29 protein-coding genes are annotated in these 24,673 nt (G+C 69.9%); 12 read left to right on the forward strand and 17 right to left on the reverse strand.

Annotated elements, in window-relative coordinates:
• Window positions 1–6: 6 nt before the first annotated feature.
• Window positions 7–948, reverse strand: a complete 942-nt coding sequence (locus tag AC5DRG_RS16795) for a helix-turn-helix transcriptional regulator (RefSeq protein ID WP_491811318.1) — start codon at window positions 946–948, stop codon at window positions 7–9.
• 4 nt (window positions 949–952) lie between these two features.
• On the reverse strand, window positions 953–1,132 hold the full coding sequence (locus AC5DRG_RS16800; protein ID WP_491811319.1) for a hypothetical protein: 180 nt from the start codon (window positions 1,130–1,132) through the stop codon (window positions 953–955).
• Between the two features lie 232 nt (window positions 1,133–1,364).
• Between AC5DRG_RS16800 and AC5DRG_RS16805 the strand changes: the two genes are divergently transcribed.
• Window positions 1,365–2,216 (forward strand): aldo/keto reductase, encoded by an 852-nt coding sequence (locus AC5DRG_RS16805; RefSeq protein ID WP_491811320.1) that lies wholly within the window; start codon window positions 1,365–1,367, stop codon window positions 2,214–2,216.
• Window positions 2,217–2,320: 104 nt separating this feature from the next.
• Window positions 2,321–2,950, forward strand: a complete 630-nt coding sequence (locus tag AC5DRG_RS16810; RefSeq protein ID WP_491811321.1) for a flavodoxin — start codon at window positions 2,321–2,323, stop codon at window positions 2,948–2,950.
• A 25-nt stretch (window positions 2,951–2,975) separates the two neighbouring features.
• On the opposite strand, the gene AC5DRG_RS16815 is transcribed toward AC5DRG_RS16810, so the two are convergent.
• Together AC5DRG_RS16815 and AC5DRG_RS16820 are read right to left on the reverse strand one after the other, a co-directional pair.
• Window positions 2,976–3,785 carry an SDR family oxidoreductase gene (locus AC5DRG_RS16815; RefSeq protein WP_491811322.1) on the reverse strand — a complete coding sequence of 270 codons (810 nt, stop codon included), beginning with the start codon at window positions 3,783–3,785 and terminating at the stop codon, window positions 2,976–2,978.
• 94 nt (window positions 3,786–3,879) lie between these two features.
• On the reverse strand, window positions 3,880–4,761 hold the full coding sequence (locus AC5DRG_RS16820) for an aldo/keto reductase (RefSeq protein WP_491811323.1): 882 nt from the start codon (window positions 4,759–4,761) through the stop codon (window positions 3,880–3,882).
• A gap of 201 nt (window positions 4,762–4,962) precedes the next feature.
• On the opposite strand from AC5DRG_RS16820, the gene AC5DRG_RS16825 reads away from it, so the two are divergent.
• Window positions 4,963–6,366 carry an MFS transporter gene (locus AC5DRG_RS16825; RefSeq protein WP_491811324.1) on the forward strand — a complete coding sequence of 468 codons (1,404 nt, stop codon included), beginning with the start codon at window positions 4,963–4,965 and terminating at the stop codon, window positions 6,364–6,366.
• On the opposite strand, the gene AC5DRG_RS16830 is transcribed toward AC5DRG_RS16825, so the two are convergent.
• The 6 genes from AC5DRG_RS16830 to AC5DRG_RS16855 all read right to left on the reverse strand — a co-directional run bounded on the left by AC5DRG_RS16830 (window position 6,344) and on the right by AC5DRG_RS16855 (window position 12,086).
• On the reverse strand, window positions 6,344–8,557 hold the full coding sequence (locus AC5DRG_RS16830; protein ID WP_491811325.1) for a xanthine dehydrogenase family protein molybdopterin-binding subunit: 2,214 nt from the start codon (window positions 8,555–8,557) through the stop codon (window positions 6,344–6,346). The genes AC5DRG_RS16825 and AC5DRG_RS16830 overlap by 23 nt on opposite strands.
• Entirely contained in the window at window positions 8,554–9,537 is a 984-nt protein-coding gene (locus tag AC5DRG_RS16835) for an FAD binding domain-containing protein (protein ID WP_491811326.1), read from the reverse strand. The genes AC5DRG_RS16830 and AC5DRG_RS16835 overlap by 4 nt, the downstream gene beginning before the upstream one ends.
• Window positions 9,538–9,543: 6 nt before the next feature.
• On the reverse strand, window positions 9,544–10,185 hold the full coding sequence (locus AC5DRG_RS16840) for a (2Fe-2S)-binding protein (RefSeq protein ID WP_491811327.1): 642 nt from the start codon (window positions 10,183–10,185) through the stop codon (window positions 9,544–9,546).
• Between the two features lie 435 nt (window positions 10,186–10,620).
• The gene (locus AC5DRG_RS16845) at window positions 10,621–10,752 is read right to left on the reverse strand and encodes a hypothetical protein (RefSeq protein ID WP_491811328.1); all 132 of its coding nucleotides are present in this window, start codon (window positions 10,750–10,752) and stop codon (window positions 10,621–10,623) included.
• Window positions 10,753–10,898: 146 nt separating this feature from the next.
• On the reverse strand, window positions 10,899–11,180 hold the full coding sequence (locus AC5DRG_RS16850) for a DUF6907 domain-containing protein (protein ID WP_491813062.1): 282 nt from the start codon (window positions 11,178–11,180) through the stop codon (window positions 10,899–10,901).
• A gap of 33 nt (window positions 11,181–11,213) precedes the next feature.
• Window positions 11,214–12,086 carry a helix-turn-helix transcriptional regulator gene (locus AC5DRG_RS16855; RefSeq protein ID WP_491811329.1) on the reverse strand — a complete coding sequence of 291 codons (873 nt, stop codon included), beginning with the start codon at window positions 12,084–12,086 and terminating at the stop codon, window positions 11,214–11,216.
• 233 nt (window positions 12,087–12,319) lie between these two features.
• On the opposite strand from AC5DRG_RS16855, the gene AC5DRG_RS16860 reads away from it, so the two are divergent.
• The 3 genes from AC5DRG_RS16860 (at window position 12,320) to AC5DRG_RS16870 (ending at window position 15,243) form a co-directional block, all read left to right on the forward strand.
• Window positions 12,320–13,195: a helix-turn-helix transcriptional regulator gene (locus AC5DRG_RS16860; protein ID WP_491811330.1), complete on the forward strand. Its 876-nt coding sequence runs from the start codon at window positions 12,320–12,322 to the stop codon at window positions 13,193–13,195.
• 282 nt (window positions 13,196–13,477) lie between these two features.
• Window positions 13,478–14,317 (forward strand): SDR family NAD(P)-dependent oxidoreductase, encoded by an 840-nt coding sequence (locus AC5DRG_RS16865; RefSeq protein WP_491811331.1) that lies wholly within the window; start codon window positions 13,478–13,480, stop codon window positions 14,315–14,317.
• 143 nt (window positions 14,318–14,460) lie between these two features.
• Window positions 14,461–15,243 carry an SDR family oxidoreductase gene (locus AC5DRG_RS16870; RefSeq protein ID WP_491811332.1) on the forward strand — a complete coding sequence of 261 codons (783 nt, stop codon included), beginning with the start codon at window positions 14,461–14,463 and terminating at the stop codon, window positions 15,241–15,243.
• 146 nt (window positions 15,244–15,389) lie between these two features.
• Here the strand turns inward: AC5DRG_RS16870 and AC5DRG_RS16875 are convergent, their stop codons facing one another.
• Entirely contained in the window at window positions 15,390–15,656 is a 267-nt protein-coding gene (locus AC5DRG_RS16875) for a hypothetical protein (RefSeq protein WP_491811333.1), read from the reverse strand.
• On the opposite strand from AC5DRG_RS16875, the gene AC5DRG_RS16880 reads away from it, so the two are divergent.
• Complete coding sequence (locus tag AC5DRG_RS16880; protein WP_491813063.1) at window positions 15,642–15,695, forward strand: hypothetical protein; 54 nt, start codon at window positions 15,642–15,644, stop codon at window positions 15,693–15,695. The genes AC5DRG_RS16875 and AC5DRG_RS16880 overlap by 15 nt on opposite strands.
• Here the strand turns inward: AC5DRG_RS16880 and AC5DRG_RS16885 are convergent.
• The gene (locus AC5DRG_RS16885; RefSeq protein WP_491811334.1) at window positions 15,672–15,932 is read right to left on the reverse strand and encodes a hypothetical protein; all 261 of its coding nucleotides are present in this window, start codon (window positions 15,930–15,932) and stop codon (window positions 15,672–15,674) included. The two genes, AC5DRG_RS16880 and AC5DRG_RS16885, sit on opposite strands and share 24 nt — an antisense overlap.
• A gap of 84 nt (window positions 15,933–16,016) precedes the next feature.
• Between AC5DRG_RS16885 and AC5DRG_RS16890 the strand changes: the two genes are divergently transcribed.
• Window positions 16,017–16,250, forward strand: coding sequence for a hypothetical protein (locus AC5DRG_RS16890; protein WP_491811335.1), 234 nt, complete (start codon window positions 16,017–16,019; stop codon window positions 16,248–16,250).
• Between the two features lie 252 nt (window positions 16,251–16,502).
• On the opposite strand, the gene AC5DRG_RS16895 is transcribed toward AC5DRG_RS16890, so the two are convergent.
• The 4 genes from AC5DRG_RS16895 to AC5DRG_RS16910 all read right to left on the reverse strand — a co-directional run bounded on the left by AC5DRG_RS16895 (window position 16,503) and on the right by AC5DRG_RS16910 (window position 20,687).
• A complete protein-coding gene (locus AC5DRG_RS16895; protein WP_491811336.1) occupies window positions 16,503–16,937 on the reverse strand; it encodes a carboxymuconolactone decarboxylase family protein in 435 nt (144 codons plus the stop codon).
• An 81-nt stretch (window positions 16,938–17,018) separates the two neighbouring features.
• A complete protein-coding gene (locus AC5DRG_RS16900; protein ID WP_491811337.1) occupies window positions 17,019–18,266 on the reverse strand; it encodes an MFS transporter in 1,248 nt (415 codons plus the stop codon).
• A 134-nt stretch (window positions 18,267–18,400) separates the two neighbouring features.
• Window positions 18,401–19,792 carry an amidohydrolase family protein gene (locus tag AC5DRG_RS16905; RefSeq protein ID WP_491811338.1) on the reverse strand — a complete coding sequence of 464 codons (1,392 nt, stop codon included), beginning with the start codon at window positions 19,790–19,792 and terminating at the stop codon, window positions 18,401–18,403.
• A 136-nt stretch (window positions 19,793–19,928) separates the two neighbouring features.
• The gene (locus AC5DRG_RS16910) at window positions 19,929–20,687 is read right to left on the reverse strand and encodes an Atu4866 domain-containing protein (RefSeq protein ID WP_491811339.1); all 759 of its coding nucleotides are present in this window, start codon (window positions 20,685–20,687) and stop codon (window positions 19,929–19,931) included.
• Window positions 20,688–21,037: 350 nt separating this feature from the next.
• Between AC5DRG_RS16910 and AC5DRG_RS16915 the strand changes: the two genes are divergently transcribed.
• Window positions 21,038–21,316: an Atu4866 domain-containing protein gene (locus tag AC5DRG_RS16915; RefSeq protein WP_491811340.1), complete on the forward strand. Its 279-nt coding sequence runs from the start codon at window positions 21,038–21,040 to the stop codon at window positions 21,314–21,316.
• A gap of 390 nt (window positions 21,317–21,706) precedes the next feature.
• On the opposite strand, the gene AC5DRG_RS16920 is transcribed toward AC5DRG_RS16915, so the two are convergent.
• Window positions 21,707–22,783 (reverse strand): helix-turn-helix transcriptional regulator, encoded by a 1,077-nt coding sequence (locus AC5DRG_RS16920; RefSeq protein WP_491811341.1) that lies wholly within the window; start codon window positions 22,781–22,783, stop codon window positions 21,707–21,709.
• 86 nt (window positions 22,784–22,869) lie between these two features.
• Between AC5DRG_RS16920 and AC5DRG_RS16925 the strand changes: the two genes are divergently transcribed.
• The 3 genes from AC5DRG_RS16925 (at window position 22,870) to AC5DRG_RS16935 (ending at window position 24,435) form a co-directional block, all read left to right on the forward strand.
• Complete coding sequence (locus tag AC5DRG_RS16925) at window positions 22,870–23,328, forward strand: cupin domain-containing protein (protein ID WP_491811342.1); 459 nt, start codon at window positions 22,870–22,872, stop codon at window positions 23,326–23,328.
• Entirely contained in the window at window positions 23,325–23,732 is a 408-nt protein-coding gene (locus AC5DRG_RS16930) for a DUF1304 domain-containing protein (RefSeq protein ID WP_491811343.1), read from the forward strand. Before AC5DRG_RS16925 ends, AC5DRG_RS16930 begins: the two co-directional genes overlap by 4 nt.
• 178 nt (window positions 23,733–23,910) lie before the next feature.
• Window positions 23,911–24,435, forward strand: coding sequence for a hypothetical protein (locus tag AC5DRG_RS16935; RefSeq protein WP_491811344.1), 525 nt, complete (start codon window positions 23,911–23,913; stop codon window positions 24,433–24,435).
• Window positions 24,436–24,673 lie beyond the last annotated feature (238 nt).

Raw genomic sequence — 24,673 nt, forward strand, 5'->3', positions numbered from 1 at the left:
GGGCGTTCAATCGTTGGATCGAACGTTGGATTGAGTCTTTGGGGAACGTTGCCCATCCGGGCGGGCAACAGCCGTATGTTCGTGTTCCGCGTCGAGAAGGATCAGCTTGTCGTGGTCGGCGGTACCCGGCTCGGCGAAGAACACCACGAACCGCTGCTTCTGGCTGTGCTCCAGCGGCATCGACTCGTAGCCGAGGTGGAGGTCGCCGACGTCGGGGTGGTGGAAGGTCTTGGGGTCCGGGGCGTGCGGTTTGACGTCGAAGCGGTTCCACAGGTCGGCGAAGTCCGGGCTCTTCGCCAGGAGTTCGTCGACCAGGTCGGCCAGGTCCGGGGCGTCCGGTTCGGTGCCGGCCAGGGCGCGCAGCCGGCCGACGCAGGCGCGGGCCTGCTCGTCCCAGTCGTCGAGTACGTCGCGGGCGAGGGGGTGGAGGAAGGCGTAGCGGGCGAAGTTCCGCCGCGGCGGCGGCCAGTCGGCCAGCCCGGCGAAGAGCCGGAGCGCGCCGGGGTTGAAGGCGAGCAGGTCCAGGGTGCGGCTGACGACGTAGGCGGCGTTCGGGCGCACGGACTCGAGGAGCACCGTCAGTTGTGGTCTCAGGGTGTGGCCGGGTGCGGGCGGCGCTTCGGGGGCGTAGGCGGCACGGGAAGCCAACTCGCGCAGATGGCGGTGCTCGGACGCGTCGAGGAGCAGGGCTCGGGCGAGGGCGTCGACGACCGTGGGGCCGGGGTGGGTCTCCTTGCCGCGTTCCAGGCGTACGTAGTAGTCGATGCTGATCCCGGCGAGCGTGGCGAGTTCCTCCCGGCGCAGGCCCGGCGTGCGGCGCGGGCCGGGGGCGGCGGTCAGCCCGGCCTGCTCGGGGGTCACCTGCGCACGGCGGGCGCGCAGATAGGCGCCGAGGTCACTCGCGGCGCCCGTCGTGTGGCCCTTCGCCTTCTCCGCTGCGCGCTCCATGCGTCTACTTTGCCCGTCTTTCCAAAGGCACGCATCGGTGGGTGTGCGTCCCGGCGGGGCCTGCGAGGTCCCCGTTCTGGATCAGGGTGATGCTGATCCCGGTGAGGGTGGCCGGCTCCTCGCGGCGCAGGACGAGGGTGTGACCCAGCTCGGCGCCGTCGTCCCCGCTCTGCTCGGATGCCATGCCCTTCAGTGTCACACCGCTCTGACCTGCGTGGCAGGGATGTGAGGGGCCCTGTCACTCCCCCGCTCGTCACCCCCTGGCACGGCTCGGCCTGCCACCGGTGGCGAAAGAGCGCGAAGGTGATTCTGGCGGGCTTCGCACCGTCCGCGTACGGGCCTCCCGCCTGTGTTCGAGCGTCGGCCGGCGTCCGGCCCGTGCTCCACACCCGCATCCCGCTCGAAAGGCAACCCTCATGCACAGCGTCACCCTGAACAACGGTGTCGAGATGCCGATCCTCGGCTTCGGCGTCTTCCAGATCCCGGCGGAACAGACCGAACAGGCCGTCACCGAGGCCCTCGCGGCCGGCTACCGGCTGCTCGACACGGCCGCCTCCTACGAGAACGAGGAGGCCGTCGGCCGCGCCATCAAGAACAGCGGGATCCCGCGCGAGGACCTCTTCGTCACCACCAAGCTGTGGGTCCAGGACGCGCCCGGCGAGGAGAACACCAAGCAGGCTTTCGGGACGTCGCTCGCCAAGCTGGGCCTGGACCACGTCGACCTGTACCTGATGCACCAGCCCTACGGTGACGTGTACGGCCAGTGGCGTGCCATGGAGGCGCTGAACAGGGAGGGCCGGGCCAAGGCGATCGGCGTCGCCAACTTCTACCCGGACCGGCTCCTGGACCTGATCATCAACAACGAGATCACCCCGGCGGTCAACCAGATCGAGACCCACCCGTTCTTCCAGCGCGCCGACTACCAGGACCTGATGCGCGAGCACGGGGTGCAGATCCAGTCCTGGGGCGGTTTCGCCGAGGGCAAGAACAACCTGTTCACCAACCCGCTGCTGAGCGACATCGGCGAGAAGCACGGCAAGTCCGTGGCCCAGGTGGTGCTGCGCTGGCTGGTCCAGCGGGGCGTCGTCGCGATCCCCAAGTCGGTCCGGCCCGAGCGCATGGCGGAGAACCTCGACGTCTTCGGCTTCGAGCTCACCGACGAGCAGATGGCGGCCATCGCCACCCTGGACACCGGGGCGTCACTGTTCTTCGACCACCGCGACCCGGCGATGGTCCAGTGGCTCAGCGCGCGACGCGCGGACGGCTGAGCCGGGACGCACACGTGCAACAAGGTCTCACGTATGAGTACGCCCTACCCACCGCACCGCGGCGCCGCACAGTGCTCCGCGGCCTGCTCGCAGGAACGGCGATCATGACAACCGGTGCCGCGATCAGCGCGTGTTCCACCTCCCCTGGCTCACCCCGCCCGGATGAATCCGAGTCCGATCAGCGGCCCGGCACGCCCGCCCCGGGCGCCCGCACCGTCCTGCTGGCCTACTTCTCCCGGCCGGGCGAGAACTACTACAACGGTGGACGCCGGACCATCGAGGTCGGCAACACCGAGGTCCTGGCCCGCATGATCGCCGACCGGATCGACTGCGACGTCCACCGCATCCAGGCCGCGGACCCCTACCCGGCCGGCTACGACGCGACCGTCCGGCGCAACGTCCGCGAGCAGGACACCGACGCACGCCCGGCCGTAGCCAACCCGCTTGCCTCCATCGACCGTTACGACACGATCCTGCTCGGCAGCCCCGTCTGGAACGTCCGCGCTCCCATGATCATGACGACGTTCACCGAACCCCTCGACTTCCGCGGCAGGACCGTCGTCCCGTTCACCACCCACGCCATGAGCGGCCTGGGCACCACCGCACGCGACTACGCCGCCTCCTGCCCCGGAGCGACGATCGCCGAGGGCCTCGCGGTACGCGGCGAGGAGGTCCGGGACGCCGGTGCCGCCGTAGACACCTGGCTGAGGCGCATCGGACTGCCCACCTCCTGACCAGGCAGCGTTCGCGGCCAGGCGGTCAGCCGCGCCGGACCGCTTCGAGGTCCTGCCGTACGGAGGCCGGTTCGGCGTCGAGCGGCATGTTGGCAGAGTCCAGGGCGGCGTCGAGGGAGCCGGTCACATCGGCGGTGAGATCGGCGAACAGCGGGTCGAGGTCGGAGGGGGCGGGCCCGTGCTCGGCGACGAGTTCGAGGGTCTTGTGGTCGGCCTCGGGCGAGGTGAGCGCGGAGACGAGGACCTGGGCGATCTGCCGACGGGAGATGACACCGTCGCCGGGGTCGCCGGCGTGCCGGGTGTCGCCCTGCAGCATCGTCAGGGCGAGCTGGCCGGGAGCGTTGTAGTCGAACCAGCCCGGACGGACGATGGTGTACGGCCGCCCGCTGGCCCGAACCAGGCGTTCCCCGCGGCGCTTCCACGCGTGGGCGTCGGTGATCATGTCGTCGCGGACGGTGCCGTCGGCGTTCCTGGGGCGGCCGGTGACGCCGATCGCGGTCATCAGTGAGATCCGCGCCGGCTGGTCGCCCAGGGCCGCCAGGGTGTTGCGGACGGCCCCGTAGTCGATGAGTTCCGCCTGGCCGGGCCCGCCGTGGGAGCCGTGGGTGAAGACCACGGCGTCGATGCCGTCCACGGCCTCCTTGAGCGAGTCGGCATCGGTGAGGTCCCCGGTGACGAGCCGAACGGCCTGCGGCAGCACGGTCCGGGCGCGCCCGGGATCGCGGACGAGGGCCTTCACCTGGTGGCCCTGCCGGAGGGCTTCGGCGGCGACGAGGGTGCCGATGCTGCCGGTGGCACCGACGACCAGGACGGTCAGAGGGGTGGTGCGGGTCATGGCGGAGACTCTTCCGTGACGTGAGGAAGGGGGTCAGCGGTACGCGATGTGCTGAGGGGAGGCGTCGGCGAACCGCACCGCCGGCACGGCGACTTCACGCCTCGGGGATCTCGATGCCGTAGTCCTCAAGCGTGATGTCGGCCGGCTCCGGTCCGCCGCGTACGCCGGTGTCGAGCGCGTCGATCGCGGCGAGCTGCTCGGCGGTCAGCTCGAAGTCGAAGACGTCGAAGTTCTCGGCGATGCGGGCGGGCTTGACCGACTTCGGGATCGCGGAGCGGTCCTCCTGCAGATGCCAGCGCAGCATCACCTGCGCGGCCGACTTGCCGTGCTGCCCGGCGATCTCCAGCAGGACCGGGTCGTCGAAGGTCCGCTTCTCGCCGCCGCGGTAGGAGGTGATGCCGCCGATGGGCGACCAGGCCTGGGTCAGGATGCCGTGCCGGGCGTGCAGGCGCTGCAGCGCGGTCTGCTGGAAGTAGGGATGGACTTCGATCTGGTTGACCGCGGGCACGGCGGACGTCTCGGCCAGCAGGCGCTCCAGGTGCTCGGGCATGAAGTTGCTGACGCCGATGGCCCGTACCCGGCCGTCGGCGAGCAGCTTCTCCAGCGCCCGGTAGGCGTCGAGGGTGCGGTCGAAGGCGGAGGGCAGGGGCTGGTGGAGCAGCAGCAGGTCGAGCTGGTCGACGCCGAGTTTGCCCGCGCTCTTGTCGAAGGCGTGCAGCGCGCTGTCGTAGCCGTAGTCGCTGATCCACAGCTTCGTCTCGATGAACACCTCGTCGCGGGCGAGGCCGGAGCGGCGGATGCCGTCGCCGACCTCCCGCTCGTTGCCGTAGGCGGCGGCCGTGTCGATGTGGCGGTAGCCGACGCGCAGGGCCTCCTCGACCGAGGCGGTCGTGACATCGGGCGGGGTCTGGAAGACGCCGAGCCCGAGAGCGGGCATCTCCACACCATTGCTCAGAGTGATCGTGAGGGGGGACATGCTTCGAAGATAGGCAGGCGTCCGACGCCGCCGCATCTCATCTGAGGGGCCCTGTCACTACCCCGCATCCCACACCCCCGCACAACCCGGCCTGGAACACCCGACGGCCGGATCGCACGCTGAGAGAGCTCGAAGGATCACGTCCGTCTCCGGTGCCCCGGCCGTCAGCCGGGGGATCCCGGGGAGACCAGGAGAGGCTCGATGACCAGCACACAGGCGCCCACTCCGCGCAGCGCCACCACTCCGGCAGGCGGCGGCAGGACCGCCGGCCGCCCGGCCTTTGCGCTCGGTGCCGCGCTGCTCGGCTTCTTCGTCATCACCCTGGACGCGCTGATCGTCAGTGTGGCTCTGCCCACCATCGGCGCCGACCTCGGTGGCGGTATGACCGGGCTGCAGTGGGTGGTTGACGGCTACACCCTGGTGCTCGCCGCGCTGCTGCTGTCCGCCGGGTCCGTCTCGGACCGGATCGGCGCCCGGCAGGCGTTCGGCATGGGCATGGGGCTGTTCCTGGTCGCCTCCGCGGCCTGCGGCCTGGCGCCCACGCTGCCCGTTCTGGTCGCGTCCCGCCTGGTGCAGGGCGCGGGCGCGGCGGTCATGATGCCCGCCACCCTCGCCCTGATCCGCGAGGCGTACCCGGACGCCGCCCACCGCGCCCGCGCCCTCGGGTTCTGGGCGCTGGGCGGCTCGGTCGGCTCGGCCGCGGGACCGCTGCTGGGCGGCGCGCTGAGCGCCGTGGACTGGCGGTGGATCTTCTTCATCAACCTGCCGGTCGGCGCCGTAGCCCTGGCACTGCTCACCCGCGCCGCCCGCTCCCCACGGCGACCGGTGCCCTTCGACTGGACCGGGCAGTTCAGCGCGATCCTGGCGATGGGCGGTGTGACGTACGCGCTGATCGAGGGCGGCGAATACGGCTTCCGCCACACCCCCGTGATCGCCGCCTTTGCGGTGGCGGCACTGTCGCTCGCGGTGTTCCTACGATCCCAGGCCCGCGGCCACCACCCGATGCTGCCGCTCACCTTCTTCCGCTCCCGCCCGGTGACCGTCACCCTGCTGGCCGGGTTCACCCTCAACATCGGCTTCTACGGTCTGACGTTCCTGCTCAGCCTCTACTTCCAGCAGCTGCGCGGCCTCTCCGCGCTCGCCACCGGCATCGCCTTCCTGCCGATGACGCTGCTGACCGGCGTCGTGGCCCTCCAAACCGCCCGACTGGTAGGCAAATTCGGCGCCCGGCTCGTCATGACCGCCGGACTGTGGGCCATGGCCGCGGGCCTGCTGCTTCTGTTCTTCCTGCCCGGGACCACCCCCGTCTGGCTGGTCGCGGTCCTGATGATCCCGGTCTCTATCGGCGGCGCCCTCGCCGTGCCCGCGATGACCGGACTGATGCTGGAGAGCGTGCGGCCGGAACAGGCGGGCCTGGCCAGCGGCGTCCTCAACACCTCCCGCCAGTTCGGCGGGGCCCTCGCCGTCGCCGTCTTCGGCGCCCTCGTCGCGAACCAGACGACCTTCCTGCACGGCATGCGCGTCAGCCTGCTCATCGGCGCGGCACTGCTGGTGGCGACCGCCATGACCGGCGGACTGCTGCTCAGGCCGACGGCGAGCCGGTGAGCAGGGACTCGGCGGTGATGGGCAGCTCCCGCACTCGCCGACCCGTGGCGTGGAAGACGGCGTTGGCGATCGCGGGTGCCACGCCGACCAGGACGACCTCGCCCAGGCCCTTGACACCGAGGGGGTCGGCCTCGTCGTCCCGTCCGTCGACGTAGATCGCTTCGAGGTCGGGGACGTCGGCGTTGACCGGGACGAGATAGTCGGCGAGGTTGGCGTTGACGATCCGGCCGTCACGGTGATCGGTGACCGTGTGCTCCAGCAGGGCCGCGCCGATCCCACCGACCATGGCGCCGATGGCCTGACTGTCGGCGAGCTTGGGGCTGATGATCCGGCCCGCGTCGAAGACACCGAGCATCCGCCGCACACGAACCAGCCCCAGCCGGGCGTCCACACCGACCTCGGCGAACACCGCACCGTAGGCGTACATGGACGACCGTGACTGGCCGGGTGCCCAGGAGCCCATCGCCTCCAGATACGCACGCTTGTTGCGGACGAGGAGTTGCCGATACGTCTCCCCGCGCGCGGGGTTGTCCGTCAGGTGCAGTCGGCCGTTCCGTACGACGATGTCGTCGGCGTCGGCGCCGTACAGCGGTGAGTCCTCGTCCCCCACGGCGAGTTCGATCGCCTGCCGCCGCAGCTTGTCGCAGCCGTCCTGGACGGTGGAACCGACACTCGCCATGGTCAGCGAGCCGCCATGGAGCGGAGCCGTGGGCATGTTCGTGTCGCCGAGCCGGAAGGTGACGTTGCGGACCGCGAGGCCGAGAGCGTCGGCGGCGACCTGGGTCTGCGAGGTGTAGGTGCCGGGGCCCATGTCGCTGGTCGAGGACTCGACGAGGGCGGTGCCGTCGGCGTCGAGCCGTACCCGGGCCTGGGCGGGGGCCCGCAGGGTGTCGTAGACGGCGGTGGCCATGCCGGTGCCGATCAGCCAGTCGCCGTCGCGGGTGGAGCGGGGCCTGGGGTCGCGGCGGTCCCAGCCGAACTCGCGGGCGCCGACGGTGTAGCACTCGCGCAGCCGCCGGGTGGAGAACGGACGCCCGCTGGACTGGTCGTTGTCGGGTTCGTTGCGCTGCCGCAGCTCGATGGGGTCGATGCCGAGTTCGTGGGCGAGTTCGTCCATCGCGCACTCGATGGGGAAGGCGGCGCTGGAGTAGCCCGGGCCGCGCATCGGGGTGGGGGTGTTGACGTCCAGCGGCACCGTCCGGTGCGTCTGGCTGACGTTGGGGGTGGTGTAGAGCATCTGCCCGGGGGCGAGGACGCCGCGCTCCGCGAACGTCTCGTACCTGGACGTCTCGGCGCGCAGGTCGTGGGTCATGGCCGTCAGCCGCCCGTTGCGGTCGCTGCCCAGACGCACCTGGTACTCGTACGACGGCCGGTAGCCCACCCCGAAGGAGAGCTGCCTGCGCGTCAGGACGAGCTTGACCGGGCGGCCCGTCTCGCGGGCGGCGAGGGCCGCGATGGTGATGTGCGGCCAGGCCCGCGCGGCGTTGCCGAACGCGCCGCCGACGAAGGGTGAGATGACGCGGATGTTCTCGGCCGGGATGCCGAAGTTGGCGGCGAGTTCGGCCCGTGGGCTCTGCACCCACTGGGTCTTGTCCCACAACGTCAGTCGGTCGCCGTCCCATTGGGCGACGGTGGCGTGGAGTTCCATCGCGTTGTGGTGGGTGCGGGCGGTCCGGTACGTCATCTCCAGCCGTACGGGGGCGTCGCGCAGGGCCGCCTCCGCGTCGCCGCGCGCGTAGGTGCGGGGCTCGCCCGCCGCCGGGGCGTCGGCCAGGTCGGTGGCGGGCTGCTCGGTGTCGTAGTCGACCTTCACCAGGCTCGCCGCATGCTGGGCGGCCTCCAGGGTGAGGGCCACGACGACGGCGACCGGCTGGCCGTGGAAGCGGACCTGGTCGTCCTGGAAGACGCGCAGCCGCTCACCCGGCAGGTTGAGCGACCCGGGGTTGGGCCCGTAGGGCAGCTCGGGGGCGTTGCGATGGTGGATGACCTTCAGGACGCCGGGTTGGGCTTCGGCGGCGCGGGTGTCGATGCCGGTGATCCGCCCCCGTCCGATGTCGCTGTCGACCACGACCGCGTGCACGACCCCGTCGGGTTCGTGGTCGGCGGCGTACTTGGCCTGACCGGTCACTTTCAGGCGGCCGTCCACACGGGAGAGCGACGCGCCGACGGCTGCCTGCGGCTGGGGGCTCATCGGCTCTCTCCTACGATGCGCAGCTGGCGTTCGATGGTCCGCTGGAGCAACTCGACCTTGAAACGGTTGTGTCGGAGGGGACGGGCCCCGTCCGCCGCGTGCTCGGCGGCCTCGGCCCAGAGCCGGTCCGAGGGGCGCTCGCCGACAAGTGCTCGCTCTACGGCGGGCAGCTTCCAGGGCACGGTGCCCACGCCTCCGGCGGCGACCTTGGCCTCGCGGATCACGCCGGCGCGGACGTGCAGGGCGACAGCGGCGGAGGTGAGCGCGAACTCGTAGGACTGCCGGTCACGGACTTTCAGGTAGCCGGACTTCAGCGGGCGCGGAGATGCCGGGATCTCCACGGCGGTGATCAACTCGCCCTTGCGGAGGGCCTGTTCGCGGTTCGGGGTGCTGCCGGGCCGCAGCAGGAAGTCGGCGAAGGGGACGGTGCGTTCCCCGTCGGGGCCGAGCACGTGCACCCGTGCCTCCAGTGCGGCGAAGGCGACGGCCACGTCGGAGGGGTGGGTGGCCACGCAGGCGTCGGAGGTGCCCAGGATGGCGTGGCTGCGGTTGAAGCCGTGCAGCGCGGCGCAACCCGAGCCGGGTTCACGCTTGTTGCAGGCGATGGTCGTCACGTCACGGAAGTAGGTGCAGCGGGTGCGCTGCATGATGTTGCCGCCGATGGTGGCCATGTTCCGCAACTGGGCCGAGGCACTCAGCTCCAGTGCCTGCGAGACGACCGGGTAGAGGGCGCGCACCGTGCGATGGGCGGCGGCCTCGCTCATGGTCACCAGCGCACCGATGCGCAGCCCGCCGCGCTCGGTGACGGTGACCTTGTCCAGCGGTAGCCCGCTGATGTCGACCAGGGCTTCGGGGCGTTCGACGGTCTTGCGCATCAGGTCGACCAACGTGGTGCCGCCGGCGATGTAACGTCCGCCGCGCAGACCGGCGTTGAGGGCCTCATGCGTGCTGGGCGCCTTGGTGAAGGAGAAGGGATACATGGCCACTCACTTCCGGCCCGTGGCCTGCTCGACCGCGCGCACGATCTTGACGTAGCAGCCGCATCGGCAGATGTTGCCGCTCATCCACTCCCGGATCTCCTCAGGGGAGCCGGTGTGGCCCTCCTTGATGCAGCCGACACCGGAGACGATCTGGCCGGGGGTGCAGTAGCCGCACTGGAACGCGTCCTGGTCGATGAACGCCTGCTGGAGCGAATGCAGTTGATCCCCTCCGGCCAGCCCCTCGACGGTGGTGACGTCGGCACCCTCCAGCCGAACCGCCAACGTCAGACAGGAGTTGACCCGGCGCCCGTCGACCAACACCGTGCACGCCCCGCAGGCCCCGGCGTTGCACCCCTTCTTCGAGCCGGTCAGGCCAAGATGCTCGCGCAGCAGGTCGAGCAGCGAGGTGCGGTTGTCGACCGTCACGGTGTACCGCTCGCCGTTGACGGTCAACGAGACGCGGCTGCTGGGCGAAGTCTCGGCAGCAGCGGCCTCCTCCGCACCGATCAGCGACGCCCCCGAGACCAGACCGCCCGCCGCGATGACACCGCCTGCCACGGAGGTCGTCGCGATGAAGGCACGACGCGACGGTGCGGACGCGGCCCGGGTGGGGGGAGACGTGCCTGACTCGGGAGCTTCGTTGAACATGCTCACTTCTCTCTGCACAAGGAAGGTGGGGGACTTGCTGATCGACGTGAGCCCACGACGGAGTGCCGCCCTACGCCTCATGGCATGTGGCATGTCGGGCTTCCGCCCAGACTGGTGGTCCAACTGACCGCGTGACAGGCCGTGTTGTGCCAGGGGCTGGCCAACGGGGGGAACGAGAGGGCCCCTCTCCCACCCGCACCGAGCGAGCAGGGTGCGGGCGCCCCGATGGGCGTACGGCCCGCACCCTGCCGCCCCGGTCTTATGCCGCGGCCCGAGTCTCCGGCCATACCGGCACGCCAGGTGCCCGTCCGGCCTGGCGGACCTCGGTTCCGTCGTGAGCGATCAGCTTCGGCTCCGGCTCCCCCTCATGGAGTTCCGCGAGGAGAGCGGTCACGTGTTCCTCCAGGCGCGGTCCGGTGGTGTCCCTGGGCACGGTCACCCAGACCGGGCCGCCCTGCCGGGTGTCACCGACCGCGTGAGGTCGACCTGCGGCTGCCGGGCGTGCCCGACGTGCACGAGGGCGAGTTCGAGGATCTCCGGCTGCGGGCCGTCCTTGGTCCGCGTCACGGGCTGAAGCGTCAACTCCATCTCGTGCGCTTGGGAGGCGTGGAAGTGGTCAACCAGCAGCCCGCCCAGGGTGTGTTCGCCCCCGTTCCGGTACTGGCACCAGGGCGGGATGACGGTGTCGTAGCGGTGCCGCAGGCCGCGCAGGCTCAGAAGTGCTCCAGGCCGTCGACGAACGAGCCCAGGGCGGTGCTGTCGAGTTCGGCGGTACCGTCGACGGCCGCCAGCCACAGCCGGGGCGGTTCACCCCGGGCCTCCTCGTCGTGGCCGAGTCCGATCTGCACGGACAGCAGCGGCACTTCGACGCCAGGGCTCACCCCTTCCGGAGCCGCGGGTCGGACGGGTGCGCTGACGTGGCTGCCGGTCGCCTCGACGTGCGGGTCTTGCGCGCACCATGCGGGGCAGTCGCGCTCGGAGGCCGGCAGGACCAGCCTCCACCCCGGCTCACGTGGTCAAGTTCGCTATTACTCCTCGCCTACGGCGAGGTCGGCCACGGGAGCGGCCGTCTGGGCGTGCTTGGGCTGGGTGGCCATGGATCTCAGCGTCTCGAAGGCGGCGGCCGTCGGGCTGGCCGGTTCGGCTTGGTAGACCACCAGTTGTTGGTGCGGGGCGCCGTTGACGGTGAACGCCGCGAATTTGATGTGCAGGTCTCCGACCTGGGGGTGTTTGAGGTGCTTGCCCTCTTGGGACTTGCTCTTCACGTCGTGCAGTTGCCAGATTTCGGCGAACTCCTCGCTCTGGGCGGACAGTGCGGCGACGACTTCGGCGATGCGGGCCGATTGGGGGTCGTGTCCGTAGGCGGCCCTGATTTCGGCGACGCAGGAGTGCGCGGCGCGCTCCCATTCCTGGTAGAACTCGCGCCCGGCGGGGTCGACGAACACCATGCGGGCGAGGTTGTCGAACTCCTCGAACCCGTTGTGGAGGGCCGTGGCGAGGGAGTTGCCCGCCATGATGTCGAGGGCCGGGCCGACGACGAAGGCCGGAGTGTGGTCCCACCCGTCCATCAGCTGCAACAACTGCTGGCTGACGTCCGTCTCGCCCCGGTCGCGCGGGCGCTGTGAGGCGGTGAGGCAGAGGCGGTTGAGGTGGTCGGTGGACTCCGCGTCGAGTTTCAGCGCCTGTGCCACGGCGTCGAGGACCTGTGGGGAAGGGCTGTTCTCACGTCCCTGCTCCAACCTGATGTAGTAGTCGGAGCTCACTCCGGCGAGCATGGCGACTTCTTCTCTGCGCAGTCCCGGGACCCGGCGCCGTCCGTGTTCGGGCAGACCGACGTCCTGTGGTTTCAGGGCTTCTCGGCGGGCTCGGAGGAAATCACCCAAAGGGGTCCCATTGCTCATGCGGCAAGACTAGATGCATTTCAGCCGACGGGAACTTTCGGTCGCACACTATGCCACCACGTAGCACACCCTTCACCAAGAGTAGCCGTGTGTGCCCTGTTCGGCGAGGTTTTCCCGTGATGACTCGGCGCGGCCCGTCACGTGCTCTCCTTCCGGGGGACTCGTATTCCTGGGTGTGATGCACCCACCGTCTCCGGAACCGCGCACGGCGATTTCCGCCTACCTTGGCAAGCATGGACAACGACACACACACTGACCCGGTTGGAGGGCTGGGCCAGTTCCTCCGCTCCCGAAGAGAACGCCTCAGCCCCGCAGCAGCAGGATTGCCCGGTACAGGCCGCCGAAAGGTACCCGGCCTGCGGCGCGACGAGGTCGCGACACTCTCAGGTGTCAGCCTCAGCTACTACAGCCGACTTGAGCAGGGCCGTGAACTCGGCCCCTCGCCCCGGGTGTTGGAGGCCCTTGCCCGCGCACTGCAACTCGGGGACGAGGACAAGGGGGAGCTCTTCCGGCTGGCACGGCCGACAGCCCGCCGCACGAAGTCCCCCTCCCGGGTCGAGCGGGTCCGCCCGCACCTGCGGCAGCTGATCGAGAGCTGGACCCGGACGCCGGCCTTCATCATCGGCCACGCCCAGGACCTGCTGGCCACCAACGCGCTGGCCGACGCCCTCTACCGTGACTTCGCGCAGCACGACAACGTGCTGCGCATGCTCTTCCTCGACCCCGCGGCGAAGTCCTTCTACCGAAGCCCGGAGCGGGCCCGCGATCGTGCGGTCGCCGACCTTCAGCAGACCGCGGCCAGCACTCCGCAGGATCCCCGCATCCTGGAGCTCGTCGGTGAACTGTCCGTGCGCAGCAGCGAGTTCCGCGCCCTGTGGGCCCGCGAGTACACCCGGGTCCCGCCCTATGAGGTCAAGCAGATTCACCACTCCGTCGTGGGAGACCTGGAGTTGCGGCACGAGGCCCTCAACATCCGCAGCGTGCCAGGGCAGCAGCTCATCATCCTGCAGGCCGAGCCGGACTCCCCGTCCGCCGACGGACTGGCCCTACTGGGCTCCCTCAGCGCACCCGAAGTGCCTCACCAGCAGGATCCCGCGCACGGCTCCTGAACCGGGAGACCGCCGGAGAATCGGCCCCGGGCTCTTTTGAGCATTCCTCTCGGCGGCATCGAGAATCACATCCTGTGTATACCGCTGCGACGGGTGGTCCTTGGCCGCTCGCCGGAGTCGCTGCTCCGCCTTCGCTGCTTCGCCCGGACGTACGTCTTCTCTTCCTAGGTGTGGGACACCCAGGAAAAGCGCAGCCTTCATAGCTATGCAGCCAAGGGGCACCCTCGAATACGTCAACAGGAAATCCCCGAAAACGGGGAAACGACGAAAGAGGTCTTCCCCATGGCTACGTGGTTTGTCACCGGCGCCTCCCGTGGAATCGGTGCGGAAATCGCCCGCGCCGCTCTGGCAGAAGGCAACAACGTCGTGGTCGCCGTACGGAACCCGGAGCGCGTGCCCGACGATCTGAAGAATTCGGACAAGATCTTCGCGGTCGCCCTGGACGTCACGGACAACGACAGCATCCCGCAGGCGGTCGAGGCCGCCGTGGACCGGTTCGGCGGCATCGACGTGCTGGTGAACAACGCCGGCCGCGGCCTGCTCGGCGCGCTGGAGGAGATCACCGACGCGGAGGCCCGGTCGCTGTTCGACCTCAACGTGTTCGGTCTGATCAACGTCACCCGTGCCGTGCTGCCCGTCATGCGCAAGCAAGGCTCGGGCCGACTGGTGCACATCGGTTCCCGCTCCGGTTTCGAGGGCGAGCCCGGAGTCAGCCTGTACTGCGCGTCGAAGTTCGCCGTCGCCGGCATCAGCGAGGCGCTCTCCGCCGAGATGGCCCCGTTCGGCATCCAGTCGATGGTCGTCGAGCCGGGCGTCTTCCGCACCGACTTCCTCGACGCCAGTTCCCTGTCGGTCGCCACGGACCGCATCGCCGACTACGACGACACCCCCGCGCACGTGACGCTGGACTGGATCGACCGGGCCAACCACGCCCAGCTCGGCGACCCCGTCAAGGGCGCCGCGCTCATCGTCGAGGTCGCCGCCGACGAGAAGTTGCCCAGGCACCTCTACCTCGGGCGCGACACTCTGGAGCGGCTGGACGTCAAGTACCAGCAGGTGCAGGACGACCTCGCCCCGTGGCGCGTGAAGTCCGCCGCCACCGCCCACGACGACGCCGCCTGACACACCTCCGGGCGCCCTCGCCTTCTGGCGTCCCAGCCCCCTCTTCAGCAGCCCGGCCGGTCGCACAGACCTGACCGGCCGGGCACCCCACCACCCCAGCTCTCCCCACCTCCGAGCCTTCCGATCGAAGAGATTGAGGTCTTGTGATGTCTGCTGCTCTGCTCACCGGTACCCCGCTCGCCGGCCGTGTGGCCGTCGTCTCCGGCGCCTCCAGCGGCATGGGTGCCGTCACCGCCCAGCGTCTGGCCGAACTCGGCGCCACCGTGGTCGTGCTCGCCCGCCGCAAGGACAAGCTGGACGGTGTCGTCAAGACCATCGAGGCCAACGGCGGCACCGCTCTCGCCCTGGCCGTCGACGTCACCGATCGCGCCGCTGTCCAGAGCGCCGCTGATCAGGTCGCCGACCGTTTCGGCAAGGCCGACCTCGTGTTCAACAACGCCGGCGTGCAGCTGATCTCCGGCATCGAGGAGCTCAAGGTCGACGAATGGCAGCGCCAGATCGACCTCAACATCAGCGGCCTGATGAACGTGATCGCCGCGTTCCTCCCGCACTTGACGGACTCCGCCGCCCAGGGCAAGCCCGCCGACCTGATCAACACCTCGTCCATCGCGGCCACCCGCATCCTGGCGAAGTTCTCCATCTACTCCGGCACCAAGGCGTACATCAGCCACCTCACCCGGCTGCTCCGCGTCGAACTCGGCCCGAAGATGGTCCGTGTGGCCACCATCGAGCCCGGCATGGTCGAGACGGAACTGCCCGACCACGTCACCGACCCCGACGCCTCCAAGCTGATGGCGGACCTCATCCACGACATCGACTGCCTGCAGTCCACCGACATCGCCGAGACCGTCGCCTTCATGGCCGCCGTCCCGCGCCACGTCAACCTCACCGAGATCACCATCATGCCCACCGCCCAGGCCATCTGAAATCCGTCCCGTCATGGCGGGGGAGGAACAGCGTGTCGCTGTTCCTCCCCCGCCATGACGCGTTGGCGGAGACGGAAGGGCTACCACTCACCGAGCCCTGAGAAACGGGCCACGGACCCGCGTGCATGCCCTCAACAGGCAACAGTTCAGCCCTTGCTACCAGCCTTCGGGCACTGCGGGTACAAGGTGCGCAGGCGGGATTGGGGCATGTTGCTCGGGGTCTGGTCGTCGGTCTGGTCCGCGTAGACGCGGTACTTGCTGGTGCCGGCGGTGCTGTCGGCGAGTCCCGTGTCCTTGTCGCCAAGGCGCGGGGCCGTAGTCGGCGACGCACCTTTCAGGCGGCGGGAGCGGATCAGCTGAAGCTGCGAGCGTAGGCGGCTGAGCGCGGGAAAGGACTGATCCCCGAGCCGCATACCACCCTCGCTCTTCTAGGAGTTGGGGTCGTCCGGTGACGTCACCAGCTCCTCCGCATCGAGCACGTCCTGAACGGTGCGCAGGACGATGTCGTCGATACGGTCGGTGTCGCGCAGGTCGGTCAGCGTCTTGCGCTTGACCTGGAGCAGGGCGAGTTCGAGGCGTCGCATGCGCTCGCGGCGGCGCGCGATGCTGGGCGCGAGGGCCGTACGGTCCTCGCTGTCCTTGGCCATGCGCAGGGTGTCCGCTTCCGAGACCTCGAACCGCTTTGCCAACTCCGGCAGCGCGCAGCGCGGCACTGCTCATGTGACAGCGGGCAAGGGCGAGTTCCGCGGTCTTGTCCTCGTCCGGAGGGAAGCGTGCGCGGCGGACGACGGCCGGCAGCGTGGGGCCAGGAGCGCGAGGGTGACGACGATGACGACGGTCGTGATGAACACGACGGCGTGGCGGGCACGGTCAGCGCCGCGGCCAGATGGATGGCACCGCGCATCCCCGCCCAGGCCGCCTGCACCAAGGTGACCGAGGTCAAGGCCCGGACGACAGCGGGGAGTTGGATGCCGACGAGGAGGAACAGGGCGCTGTTGAGCCGATAGCTCGTCACTTCCCAGAAGGCGGTGGCCTGGACGCGGTCGTCGGAACCGATGACGCGAGGGCCGAACCGGGTGGTCACCAGGCCACAGGTGACGACGGCGAGGACCCCGGACACGTGCAGGAGTTCGGCGGGCGGACCAGGAGATAGCCGTTCGTCTGTGACGACCTCGATGGTCACGGCCAGCAGGGCGGGCAGAAAGAGGAACTGGACGACGTCGGGGACAGCGCGAACGAGGCGAAGGACGGTGTCAGTCTCAGGAGCTGCGTTCCTCGGAGTCCGGGTGGGCCGAGACACCTCGCTCGGCGAAGACCTTCTTTGCGACGAAGGTGGCGTTGAGGGCCTTGGGCATGCCGCAGTAGACGGCAGCGTGCAGCAGAGCCTCGACGATCTCATCGGGCTCCAGGCCGACGTTGAGCGAGGCGTTGATGTGGACGTCAAGCTGCGGCTCACAGCCGCCCAGGGCCGTCAGCATGCCCAGGGTGACCAGTTGGCGGTCCCTCGGGGCCAGTTGCGGACGGTTGTACATCTCGCCGAATGCCCAGGCGACCACCTGGTGGCCCAGCTCGGGGGAAATGTCGGCCAGCGAGTCGATGACCTTCTGTCCGCTCTCGCCGTCGATGCTCGACAGTACGGCCATGCCGTGGTCGAAACGCTCCTGCCGGTCCTTCGCGCGGTCATGGGTGCTCATGGCTCCACTTCCTCTTCCTGCCGCCAGGCGGCCTGTGCGTTGATGTTCGGGTCGTGGTGTCCCCTCGGGAGGGGCGCGCGGTCATTCGGCGTGGCGGTGGCGGAGCGCGGGCAGGGCCAGGAGGACGCCCAGCACGAGCGCGGCGGCAACGACGCGGAGGATGCCGCCGAAGCCCAGGCCGGTCAGCGCACCGGTGAGCTGTGGGCCCAGGCTTGCGCCGATGAACATGCTGCATCCGTACAGGGCGACGGCCGCGCCGCGGGCGTACGGGGCGGCGGCGTTGATGGTCTCGACGACGGCGGGCGCCGCTGCTGCGACGGCTGCCACGAACAGCAACAGAGGGATGGCCAGCGCCACGGGGTGGCCGCCGAGGACGGAGCCGACGGCGACGGCGAGGGCGGCCAACGTGAAAGCGAGGACCGTACGCAGGGGTGCGGTCAGTCGCTGGAGCACGGGGGCGAGCACGGGGACGGCGATCAGGGCGGGCAGCGCGCTCGCCCTGAGGGCGAGGATCGCGGAGGAGTTCCCGGCGATGCCGGCCGGTCCGGCGATGGCCACCGCCGTGTAGACGGCGACGAAGGCCGACATCAGGACCACAGTCGACAGGTACAGGGCGACCAGGCGCGGCCGGCGCAGGAGCCGCGGCATCGCCGCGAACGCCTGCCGCAGGCCGCCGCCGGTGTGTGTGTCGTGGCGGAGGGTGGGCCGCAGTACCCGGCGCACCGGTATAAGGCTCAGGGCCATGAGGGCGGCACTGATCCAGAAGACCGCGCGCCAGCCGAGCCCGGCCGCGACGGCCTGGGCGCCGATCTGCAGGAGCACGGCGGCGGCGAACATGCCGCTGGTGATGCAGGTCAGGGCGGTGCCGCGGCGCTGTGGCGCGATGTGGCGGACGGCGTAGGAGAGCGCGGACGGCGCGAAGGTCGCGGTGGCGAGTCCCTGCACGCTGCGCAGGGCGACGGCCCAGGTGAGGTTGGGGGCGGCGCTGACCGCCAAGGTGGCCGCGGTGGCAGCCACCAGCCCGGCGGTGATCACGGCGCGCGATCCGTAGCGGTCCGAGAGAGGGCCCGCGAGGAGAAATCCGCCGGCGTAGGCGAAGCCGAACGCCGTCGCGGTCCAGGTGACCTGCTCCGGTGTGGTGCCCAGCGCGGTGGCCATGGGGTGCAGCAGGGCCAGGACGGTGTACATCTGGCCGACCATCAGGACGCCGAGTGCGGTCAGCAGCGCGATGGTCAGCGCGGCAGGAGCCCAGGAGGACTGCTGGCCCGGAGTGCTGGACTCGGCTGCTACGTGCCGGGATGGAGTGGTTGTGGGAGCGGGGTGGGACATGGGAACTCCAGGAGAGGGGCGCTTGGTCGTCGCCCCGTGTGTCTGCGCGCGGCCCGATCTGCCGGTGGGCTCCACGGAGATGCGGTGGGTGCCCCCGGCCGTGGAGGGACGGCCGGGGGCCGAGGAGGGGCTGGTCAGGCAGCCGGGGTGTTGAGCACGTACTCGCGTGAGGCGTGCACCTCGCTGCGCAGGGCGGCCAGGTCGACGTCGAGAACGCGGCCGTCCCACTTGCGGGGCTCGCCGTTGATGAGGACGGCGCTGATGTTGCGGGCGTCGGAGCCCAGCACGACGGTGCCGATCGGGTCGTTGAGCGGCATGTTGTTGAGGTCTTCTGCCTGGATGACCAGCAGGTCGGCCTTCTTGCCCACGGTGAGTGAACCGGTGACACCGGCCAGGCCGTTGGTGCGGGCGCCCTGAAGGGTGGCGAAGTCCAGGACGTCATGGGTGGTGATACGGGAGGGCTGCTGGTCGGTGCCGTAGGCGGCGTTGACCGCGCGCATCCGCTGGATGGCGTGCAGCGCCCGCATCTGCGTGAACATGTCGCTGGCCAGAGCGACTTCGACGTCGATGCTCAGTCCGGGGCGGATGCCGACGGACAGGGCCTCGTCGACGGCGGGGATCGCGGTCTCCAGACCGATCTGCGCGTCGGACGTCGGGGCGAGGGCCACGGTGGTGCCGGTCTCCCCCATCGCCTTCCACGCCTCGGAGGTCAGCCCGGTGGAGTGGATGAGGGTGACCTCGGGGCTGAGGATGCCGTCCTTGGCCCAGCGCAGGACCGCCTCGGACCCCGACGTGCCGAACACTGCGTCCACGCTCACTCCGATACCCAACTCCCCTGCGGCACGGGCGAGTTCGGGGCCGTAGGCGAGCGCCGGCCCGGCGATCTCGTCGGTGGCCAGGGTCGCCAGACGCAGCGTGAGCAACTGGTCGTCACTGCTGAAGTACTGGCCCTTGAGACGGGTCAGGTCGCTGGGCCACTGCCGGTCCCACTCACCGAAGTGCGGGCCCATGGAGGCGTGCACGCCACGGATGCCGGTGTCGACGAGGGCCTCGATCGCGGCGTCGGAGTGTTCACGGGTGCGGGAGTTGTGGGAGAAGTCGAGCATCGTCGTGATGCCGCTGTCGATCGCGGTCAGCGCGGCCAGTCTGGTGCCGATGTACATGTCCTGGGGTCGGTAGACCGTGGCGTAGCCGGCCAGGGTGGCCATGACGTAGCCGCCGAGGTCGTCGACGTCCGGCATGATCCGGCGCAACTGGGCCTCCCAGGCGTGCCGGTGGGTGTCGACGAAGCCGGGGGCGAGGATGGTGCCGGTGGCGTCGACGACCACCGCATCGCCCGCGTCGAGGTCGCGGCCGACGGCGGTGATCGTGTCGCCCTCGACGAGGAGGTCGCCGTCGTCGATGACACCGAGATCGGAGTCCATGGTGACGATGGTCGCGCCGGTAAACAGGATGCGCCGCAGGTCGCCGGGTCGACGCCGGAGCTCTTCGAGGACGGCGGGACCGGTGGTGTCGTTGACGTTCATGAGAGGTCTTCCTTCGATACGGCGGACAGGGCCGGGAGGAAGGGCCGTCCGCTGGCGAGGCTGGGAGAGAGGAGAAGTGGGCCGCGAGGGAGGGCACCCAGGATCGGAACCGGGGAGCCGCTGACCGGAGGGAAGGTCAGCCGAGCTTCATGACGTAACCCGCGTGGTGCAGCTCGTCGCCCTGGAACTCTCCGTAGGCCCAGAAGCCCAGGTCGTCCAGGTAGTCGATGCGGTCGCCGTCGATCCAGTAGCGGCCCTGGTAGGCGTGCGGGCGCCCGCCCCGGGTCTCGTCGTAGCGGCCGTCGGCGGTGAGCTCCTGGTGCAGGAAGTCGTGCCGGTCGATCCAGACGCCGACGCGCGGGCTGCCGGTCAGGTCCGCTGCGGCCGGGCTGCCGGCCTCGGGAGCGGTGACCCGGCCAGGGACGTCCGCACCGGCCCACAGGACCGGCCTGCCTGCCGCGACGAGCGCACGGACCTGCTCCGGCGAGGTCATCAGAGCGGCCACGGCGCTCGGCGCGTCGGCGGCGCGCGCGTCGGGTACCACCAGGAAGTCGGTGGTGTTGCCCGGGGTCAGCGTCGCGACATACTCCGAGCGGTGGCCACGGCCGCCGGCCAGGGCGACGGTGTCCACGACGGCGGGAGCGATGGTCAGTCCGGTGCAGTCGACGACGATGGCGTTGTCGTCCCCCGCGGCGGTGATGATGCCCGGGCCGACGCCCACGAGCAGGGAGCCGACGAACAGGAGGTCGGCGCCGGTCATGGTCCCGATCAGCGGGTCCATCGTCAGAATGCGGGCGTTGGTGAACAGGATCGGCCGCCCCTCGTCGTTCGCAAGGATCGCTTCGAGGGCCTCGGGGTTCCAGCCCGCGGTGCCGGTGGTGTCGGTGATGCTCATGTGCGTGCTCCTCGGTGGGGTCGCCTCATCGGGGTCCCCGCTGCGCGAAATGAGCGCCGGTGCAGGTTCGAGGCGAGAGTCCAGCAGCTACAGCGGCTGCCTGACCACCAGGTTCGTCGCGCGGCGGAATCGGAACCAGGCCGCCGTTATCCCAGGTGTCCGACACCCACGATCCGTCCCGGCGCCGACGCCGGCGCGAGCCATGGGGAAGGTCCCGGACAGCCCGCCTCGCTGCCACACGACACGAAGGGCCCCGTCGCTCGCGATGCTGGGTGCACGGCACCCAGGAAGCCCCCACCTGGGGAGACGGCGGCCTGGTCACCCCCGGCCGCCGGGCCGATCGTAGAGCCATGACCAGCAACGACACACCCCGCGACCCACACCCCTACGTCGGCATGTGGGTGACCGCAGACGGACACATCCGCCAGGAACTCCTCCCCGACGGCCGCTACGACGAAGCCCGCGGCACCCGCCAGAGCGCCTACACTGGCAGCTACACCGTCACCGGCAACCACATCGACTACGTCGACGACACCGGCTTCACCGCCACCGGCGACGTCCGCGACGGCATCCTCTTCCACGAGCACCTGGTGCTTTACCGCGAGGGCGACGAGCACACCCGGCAGTGAGCCTGGCTACGGCCAAGGTTCACCGGCCGGTCGGACGGTCTTTCGCGGCAACACTGTCGAACCCACGAGCAGCGGATTGAGTCCATTCAGGCAAAGTTGATGCTCCGACACCCAAAAATGAACGTTTCCGCAGGTCAAACAAGTCGATCAATGTCAGCCCTGCAGGGTCCTTGTCGATCTGTTCCTCTCCTTGTGGCCCCTCAATGGCCCCTGGGCGTTTGCGAGGGAGGCACCTGCAACCCCGACAACGGTGTTCGCCAGTCCGACCAAGGGCGTGGCGCCGTCACGCAGCGGATTCCCCTTCCAACGCGCAGAGATTTCGCCCCTCTTTGTCGAGGCAGAGCCTCTGCGGCTGCTGTCGTGCGACGCTGTGAAGGGCGTCGGCCGTGGTCACTCAGCAGCCGACCGGGAGCCCGGGGACACGTTCCTGCGGACGGTGTGGTTCTCCGGCTGGAGCTTGGCGACCAGCTCTCCTCGGCTGCATACGTCGGCCTTGCCGAAGATGGACTTGAGGTGATCCTGCACGGTGTGCGGGGAGATCCCGAGCCTGGTCGCGATGTCCGAAGTGGACCGGCCGGCGATCACCTCCCGACAGACGTCGCGCTCGCGGGTGGTCAGCGAGTACGCCGCGAACAGCAGCCCGAGGAGTTCGGCGCCGGAAGCCCGTTTGAAGGTCACCACGGTCTCGTCGTCGTCCTCCCCGGAGATCAACCTGCTGGCCTCCAGCAGAATCCAGCCGCCCGAGGTGTCGCGGACCCGTGCCCGGAACGTCCCGGAGGCGGCCGATCGCGCGCCGACCACGACCGCGCGTAGCATCACCGCGAACCGGCCGGGTGCAATCTCGTCCAGCTCGCCTCGCCAGGAATGGGCCGCTGCCGTGGCTGCCCGGGGTTTGCCGTCCGGGCCGACCACGACGATCGCGGCCTCACCGGGTCCACGACGGCCGCCGGACCGTGCCGCCAGGCGGGTCGCGGTGGCGAGCGCCGGTGCCACGGCCGTGACGAACTCGACCTCGCGGTCGCTGAAGTCGCCGGACCGCACCATGCCCGCCGCACCCCAGCACGCGCCGTCGACGCGGAACACGGCGCGCAGTTCATGAACGAGGCCCAGAGGCTGCCAGACCTCGTTGGCCCGGCCGCTGCGGACGATGTCGCGGTGCGGGAGGTCCGACGATCTGGCCACCGGCACCGGGCGCCGGCCCAGTTCGGCGAAGCTGTGCGGTTCGGTGCCGTTGTACTCGTACGTTGCCAGCAGTGGCTCGTACTGCTGCGGGATGCGGCTGGCGCCACTGGTCATCGAGCTGATCACTGCGGTGTCCGGGTCCAGGGAGGCCCAGCAGGACAGTTCGGCGGAAACGACCCGGCCCACCAGCTCCATCGCGGCCGTGTGCAGTTCGGTGACCCCAAGGCCCGCTGTCGCGAGTGCGGCGATATCGCGGCGCACGCTGTGCGCCCGTCCTTCCCACATGTCGGAAGTATGCGCCTCCTTCTGACGGTCCGATATCCCAGATTTCCGGGATGGAACGCGCCGCGCCCCGGGCCTAGCTTCGGCTCATGGCACACAAGACACACCTCAGCAACGTGGGCGAGGGCCTCGAACTGGACTCGCCGGACGCCAGGATCATCGTGAAGGTGGACGCCGAGCACACCGACGGCGCCTACGAACTGTTCGAGGTCGACGCCCCCAGAGGTCCGACCGTGCCCCCGCACGGCACCCCGTGGGCCAAGACGTACTACGTGCTCCACGGCCGGATGACCGTGTTCGTGGACGGCGAGCTCCACGACGTGGGACCGGGCGCGTCGATCACCATCCCGCCGAACGCCATGCACACCTTCACCGTCCACACCCCGTCGGTGCGGTTCCTCGCCATCAGCCTCACCGACGCGATGGGCAGGTTCTTCCGCGACATCGACCGGACGGTGCCCGCCGGCACACCGATTGAGGAGGCGTTCCCGCTGCTCCAGGAGGTCGTCGGCCGACACGGCATCCGGCTGTCGGAGCAGCTGCCGTGAACGCGGTCACGCAACTGTTCGCGGGCCTGGCCGCGGCGATCCACGTCATGGTGTTCGTGTGGGAGACCATCGTGTTCGACCGTCCAGGCGTGCACCAGGGGATCTTCCACATCCCGAGTAAGGACGCGCCGGCAGTCAAGCTGTGGTCGTTCTGCCAGGGCTTCTACAACCTGTTCCTGGGCCTGGGCACCGTCATCGGCCTGATCGCGTTGCACAGCGGAATCGAAACCGTCGGCCGCACTCTGGTGTTCTACACCTGCGCTTACATGGTGCTCGCGGGGGTCACGCTCGGTGTTGCGGACCGTATGGGTCTCGGCCGCGCCAAGGGATCCGGAGTGGGCGGCACCGTGGCACAGATCTCGCCGCCGCTCATCGCGCTCGTCGCCGTAGCAGTGCCGTTGTGAGCAGTGCCGTCGGCGAGAGACCCAGGACCGGGAAGCCCCGTGGGCTCCAGGGCCCCACTCAGCAATGCCGCCCGGACCGGGATGCGCACTCATGCCGACGGGACGGCTGCGCCCGCACGATTCCCCTGCCGTGGTGGCCTGTTCCTTCCCGGCCCCACGGAAGCCAACGGAAGTAGGGGTGGTCTCCACGTCCACGTCACCCGTCGCCCGCGGTCTCGCCGCGGTCTGCTTTGCGGCCACCGGTGCCTCCGCCGTCCTCTCGAGTGTCCTGACCCCGAACACCACCAGCTCGTCGGAGGCAAGGATCGACGCCTTCGCCGCTCACTCGGGGCGCGTCGGCGCCGCGCTCACCGCCGATGTCTTCGTCGTGCTTCTCGGCGCGGCCACCGTGCTCGCCGCGCTGCTGGCGTGGCGGCGCTCACCGAAACTGGCCGGGGTCGCCAGCTGGCTGGGCATGATCTCCGGCGGTGCCATGACCTTCCTGGTCAGCCTCGACTTCACCACGAACGCGGCCGTGGGCGTCGACCGCAAGGCCGCAGGCAAGCTGCTGGACAACATCACCTCCACCCCGCAGTTCGTGCCGTTCCTGGTCCTTGCGCTGCTCGGAGGTTTCGTAGCCATGGTGTGCCTCGGCGTCGCCCTGTGGCGCGCCCGCGCTGGGCGGCCGCGGCGCTCATCGCGTACGAACCTGCCAACGTCCTGACCGCGGACGCCGGCGCGGTCCCGTTCGTCGCGGCTAACGCACTGCTGCTGGTGAGCTTCGCTGCTTGCGCGGTGGCCGTCCTGCGCGACGGGCTTCCGAGCCTTGCGGTCGGCCCGGAGCCCCAGCCGTCGGTGTTGCCGACGAACGAGGCTCCCGCGATCTGAAGACACGCAGACACGGCGTGAGCACTCGGTGCAGACAGGGGTGTCGCGGTGATGGGGACGGCACATGACAGCCA

Source organism: Streptomyces sp. JLBG701 (genome assembly GCF_058544905.1).

Bases quoted from the DNA above. Each gene is read 5' to 3' on its own strand.
- AC5DRG_RS16835 (WP_491811326.1), bottom strand. From the start codon at position 9,537: ATGTATCCCTTCTCCTTCACCAAGGCGCCCAGCACGCATGAGGCCCTC.
- AC5DRG_RS16895 (WP_491811336.1), bottom strand. From the start codon at position 16,937: ATGAGCACCCATGACCGCGCGAAGGACCGGCAGGAGCGTTTCGACCAC.
- AC5DRG_RS16920 (WP_491811341.1), bottom strand. From the start codon at position 22,783: ATGTGGGAAGGACGGGCGCACAGCGTGCGCCGCGATATCGCCGCACTC.
- AC5DRG_RS16825 (WP_491811324.1), top strand. From the start codon at position 4,963: ATGACCAGCACACAGGCGCCCACTCCGCGCAGCGCCACCACTCCGGCA.
- AC5DRG_RS16915 (WP_491811340.1), top strand. From the start codon at position 21,038: ATGACCAGCAACGACACACCCCGCGACCCACACCCCTACGTCGGCATG.
- AC5DRG_RS16795 (WP_491811318.1), bottom strand. From the start codon at position 948: ATGGAGCGCGCAGCGGAGAAGGCGAAGGGCCACACGACGGGCGCCGCG.
- AC5DRG_RS16805 (WP_491811320.1), top strand. From the start codon at position 1,365: ATGCACAGCGTCACCCTGAACAACGGTGTCGAGATGCCGATCCTCGGC.
- AC5DRG_RS16840 (WP_491811327.1), bottom strand. From the start codon at position 10,185: ATGTTCAACGAAGCTCCCGAGTCAGGCACGTCTCCCCCCACCCGGGCC.
- AC5DRG_RS16830 (WP_491811325.1), bottom strand. From the start codon at position 8,557: ATGAGCCCCCAGCCGCAGGCAGCCGTCGGCGCGTCGCTCTCCCGTGTG.
- AC5DRG_RS16800 (WP_491811319.1), bottom strand. From the start codon at position 1,132: ATGGCATCCGAGCAGAGCGGGGACGACGGCGCCGAGCTGGGTCACACC.
- AC5DRG_RS16820 (WP_491811323.1), bottom strand. From the start codon at position 4,761: ATGTCCCCCCTCACGATCACTCTGAGCAATGGTGTGGAGATGCCCGCT.
- AC5DRG_RS16875 (WP_491811333.1), bottom strand. From the start codon at position 15,656: ATGCGGCTCGGGGATCAGTCCTTTCCCGCGCTCAGCCGCCTACGCTCG.
- AC5DRG_RS16900 (WP_491811337.1), bottom strand. From the start codon at position 18,266: ATGTCCCACCCCGCTCCCACAACCACTCCATCCCGGCACGTAGCAGCC.
- AC5DRG_RS16905 (WP_491811338.1), bottom strand. From the start codon at position 19,792: ATGAACGTCAACGACACCACCGGTCCCGCCGTCCTCGAAGAGCTCCGG.
- AC5DRG_RS16860 (WP_491811330.1), top strand. From the start codon at position 12,320: ATGGACAACGACACACACACTGACCCGGTTGGAGGGCTGGGCCAGTTC.
- AC5DRG_RS16815 (WP_491811322.1), bottom strand. From the start codon at position 3,785: ATGACCCGCACCACCCCTCTGACCGTCCTGGTCGTCGGTGCCACCGGC.
- AC5DRG_RS16810 (WP_491811321.1), top strand. From the start codon at position 2,321: ATGACAACCGGTGCCGCGATCAGCGCGTGTTCCACCTCCCCTGGCTCA.
- AC5DRG_RS16855 (WP_491811329.1), bottom strand. From the start codon at position 12,086: ATGAGCAATGGGACCCCTTTGGGTGATTTCCTCCGAGCCCGCCGAGAA.
- AC5DRG_RS16910 (WP_491811339.1), bottom strand. From the start codon at position 20,687: ATGAGCATCACCGACACCACCGGCACCGCGGGCTGGAACCCCGAGGCC.
- AC5DRG_RS16865 (WP_491811331.1), top strand. From the start codon at position 13,478: ATGGCTACGTGGTTTGTCACCGGCGCCTCCCGTGGAATCGGTGCGGAA.
- AC5DRG_RS16925 (WP_491811342.1), top strand. From the start codon at position 22,870: ATGGCACACAAGACACACCTCAGCAACGTGGGCGAGGGCCTCGAACTG.